General features: G+C 52.6%; 4 protein-coding genes. 1 reads left to right on the top strand and 3 read right to left on the bottom strand.

The features are described from left to right. The 3 genes from NTW95_08235 to bamA form a co-directional block, all read right to left on the bottom strand. Window positions 1-100: 3-hydroxyacyl-[acyl-carrier-protein] dehydratase FabZ (locus NTW95_08235; protein ID MCX6557398.1), on the bottom strand; the 100-nt coding region annotated here is incomplete at its 3' end. After that, a complete protein-coding gene (locus NTW95_08230) occupies window positions 97-624 on the bottom strand; it encodes an OmpH family outer membrane protein (protein ID MCX6557397.1) in 528 nt (175 codons plus the stop codon). The genes NTW95_08235 and NTW95_08230, both read right to left, overlap by 4 nt. A 20-nt stretch (window positions 625-644) precedes the next feature. Further along, on the bottom strand, window positions 645-2,954 hold the full coding sequence (gene bamA, locus NTW95_08225; GenBank protein MCX6557396.1) for an outer membrane protein assembly factor BamA: 2,310 nt from the start codon (window positions 2,952-2,954) through the stop codon (window positions 645-647). A gap of 164 nt (window positions 2,955-3,118) precedes the next feature. On the opposite strand from bamA, the gene NTW95_08220 reads away from it, so the two are divergent. Continuing rightward, window positions 3,119-3,385 carry a zinc ribbon domain-containing protein gene (locus NTW95_08220; protein ID MCX6557395.1) on the top strand — a complete coding sequence of 89 codons (267 nt, stop codon included), beginning with the start codon at window positions 3,119-3,121 and terminating at the stop codon, window positions 3,383-3,385. The last annotated feature ends 207 nt before the right edge of the window (window positions 3,386-3,592 follow it).

The raw sequence follows: 3,592 nt of genomic DNA, 5'->3' as shown, positions 1-3,592 counted from the left end.
TGGTCTGGCCGTCGCACTCGGTCACCCGGTCCACCAGCAGGAAGGGATAGCGGTGGGGCAGGATCTTCTTGATGTCCTCGATGCCCAGCGGCAGGTTCATTTCTTGGCGGCTGGGGCGGCGGCGGACTGGGCGGCGTCGTAGTCCTTGATCACCTGGTCGGTGATGTCGATCGAGGGGTCGAAGTAGGTCACTCCGGCCGTGTTCAGATCGAGAATGACGGAAAATCCGCCGCTTTTGGCGATTTTTTCAATGATCGGCATCAGTTCGCGCTGCAGGTTCTCGAATTCCTTCTGCTGGATGGCCATGCTGTCTTTCTGGGCGTCCTCGGCGAAGCGCTTGATCTCGATACGCTTGTTCTGCAGATCGCTGTTTTTCTTATCGCGGGTATCCGCGTTCAGGGCCGGCGAGAGGATGTCCTTTTCCAGGCCCTCGATCTCCTTCTGCATGGCTTCGTATTTTTTCTGCTTGGACAAATTGAGCGAGCGCAGTCTTTCGATCACCTCTTTTCCCTTGATCGAGTTCTGCAGCACTCCCTGGGGATTGATGATCCCGATTTTCACTTCCGAAAAAACGAACGTGGTCAGGGTCAGCAGGGCGAAGATGAAAAGCAAATTCTTTTTCATGTAAGTCTCCTTTTTTATTGTTAATAAAATGACGGTCCGACGGCGAAGCGGAAGACGAAATGATTGGCATCCGGCAGGAGCAGGCGGTGGTTGTAGGCGAAAATCAGGCGGAACGGGACATTGAGCATGGGGACGAATATTTTCAGTTCCAGGCCGGTCGACTGGTACACATCCTTGAGACTGATCGGGATGCCGGTGTTGTAGGCGTTGCCGACGTCGTAAAAAAAGACGAAGGAAAATTGCTGAGTCAGGGGGATGGCGTATTCCAGGTTGAAATACAGCGACTTGTTGCCGCCGAGGACCGAGCCGTTCGCGTTGCGCGGGCCGAGGGTGAATGTCTCGAAGCCGCGGATGGAGCGCTCGCCGCCCAGGAAGAACTTTTCATAGAAGGGAATGGTCTTGCCGCCGAACGGTTCGATGGCTTCGTAGGCGGCGTGCAGGCCGATGACATGGCTCGACCAGACGGGGATGAACTTGACCAGCTCCAGCTTCAGCTTGTGCGAGTAGATGTCGCCGCCCAGGAAGCCGCCGGTATAGCGGTAATTGACCAGGAATTTGCTGCCCGAACGGGGGAAGACCGGCGAATCGACGGTGGAATAATAGATCATGGGATTGATGGCGGTGATCAGCCTCTTGCCCTCGGTATAGAAGTAGGAGTAGTAGGAGCCTTGCATGTACGCTTCGTTGACGTCCGAGATGGATATGTTCTCCATGCTGAAGACCAGCGACGCCCCCCAGAACTTCCAGAAGCGCGTTGCCGTGGAGACGTTAAAGCCTTCGCCCTGGCGCGTGTACAGGTTGGGATAGCGGTAGTAGGTCTTGGAGATATCGATGCCGAAACTGGCCTGGGAATTGAACAGGTACGGCTCGGTGAAGGCGAACTGGTATGTCTTGGCGATGGTGCCCTGCTGCAGGTTCAGCGAAAAGACTTCGCCCATGCCCAGGAAGTTCTGGGTCGAGTAGCCGGCGGCGATGAACCAGCCCTCGTAGCCGCTGTAGCCGACGTTAAAATTGATCATCTGCCGGTTCACTTCCTTGACGTCGGCGGTGATGTTTATTTTTTGCGGGTCCTGGGGATCGGGCTTGATCTCCGGCATTTTTTCGATGGTCACCAGCCCCAGCTGCTTCATGCGCTTGATCGAATCCTCCAGGGCATTGATGTTCAAACGCCGGCCCTCGCGCAGGAACCACTCGCGGCGGATGACATGATCCTTGGTGAAGGTGTTGCCGGTGAATTCGAGCTTTCCCAGGTAAACTATTTCATTTTCCTGGACATGGATGGTCAGGTCGGCGATTTTTTTGACCGGATCCATGTTCTCCTGAGGGGCGATCTGGGCGTAGAAATACCCCAGGCTGCCGTAAAATTTCTGGATCTCCTCAACCGCCTTGTTTCTTTTCTTGAGGTCGTAGACATCGCCTTTTTTCAAGGTGACCATTTGCCTTAAGAAATCGGTGCGAATGACCTTATTGCCTTCGATGGCGATGCTGCCCGTCCGGTAGCGGGGGCCCATTTCCACCGGGATGCTGAGGACGAGCATTTTTTGGGATTTGCCGAAAACCGTCTTCTGGGTGTTCCAGCCGAGTTCGGGCGTTCCGACCTTGGCTTCCAGATAGCCTTTCTGCTGAAGCCGCAAACGGACCTCTTCCAGGTCCTCATTGATTTTTTCGTGGTTGTAAATGTCCTTGCCCAGGACGGTGGAGATCAAGGAATGGCTCTGGTTGTTCTTCAGGCCGCGGCCCAGAAAACTGGCCGACAGCAACTTCGTGTCCAGGCCGGGGAAAACCACCTGCCCGATCCTGGTTTTGGGGCCGGCGTCGACCTGGATGGTCAGCGCGATCTGGTCATTGCCCAGCTTTTCATCGATGGTAACGCTGGCCTGGTTAAAGCCCTTTTCCAGCAGCATGTCGGTAATGATCTTCTTGGCCCGGCGAACCTTGGCCGGGCTATAATAGGAGAAAGCCTGGATGGTGATGTTGTTGTCCTGGAGTTTCTGGGTGATATCGTTTTCCTTGACCCTCTTGCTAAGCTTGTAGGCCACGGAGGAGATCAAGGGGTTTTCGGTCAGGACGAAACGCACGATCTTGCCGTTGGCGCCGTTTTCGGATTCGATGCGGATGTCGGCAAAAAAGCCCGTTTCCCACAAGGTTTTAAAATCTTCCTTTAATTTATCGTTGTCGTAGATGCCGCCCGAGCGGGATTTTATATAAAATTGCACGGTTTCGCGGGAAACCTTCTTGTTGCCCTCGATTCGAATCTCCTCGATGATTTCAGCGCCAAGGAATTGGACCAGCAACAAGGCAAGCATCAGCCATGGCAGTTTTTTAAGCATAAAAACCTCGCATAAAACGGACTGAGTGTAAATTTATAGCATATTTCTTCATAAAATACAATTCTCCTCATAAACTATACAGACGCGCGAATGGCGCTGAAAGATGCACTATTTTTTTTGTTGACAGCCATCCGCAACTATGGTATATATTCTTTATTGAGGTGATGGATATGCCGATCTACGAGTATCGATGTTCAAAATGCGGGAAAACGTTCGAAGCCCTGCAGGGCATCGGCGCCCCCCCCATCACCAAATGCATCTATTGCCAGGGCAAGACAAAAAAAATAGTATCGCTGAGCTCGTTCCAATTCAAAGGCAAGGGCTGGTACATCACCGATTATAAGAAAACCGACACGGCAAACGGCAAAACAATAAAAGAATCCCAGCCAAAAAAAGAGGTCAACAAGACCGACCATGCAAAAATTAATTAGCCTTTCCATCTCTCCCCCCTTAATATAACCATAACTCCCACCAAAAAAAACTCCCCCCCCGCTACATGGGGGGGGGCCCGCCTTTTGGACGGTGTCAGCCATGAATTGAACTCGGTTGACGGTTACGGCGTATGGCGTCCGGCAAGAATAAAATTCCAAGCACCAAGCACCAAAACACAAACAAATTCCAATATCCAATGATCCAAA

This window comes from Candidatus Aminicenantes bacterium (assembly GCA_026393795.1).
Classification (GTDB): Bacteria; Acidobacteriota; Aminicenantia; order UBA2199; family UBA2199; genus UBA2199.
This window is presented reverse-complemented; position numbering and strand designations above follow the sequence as displayed.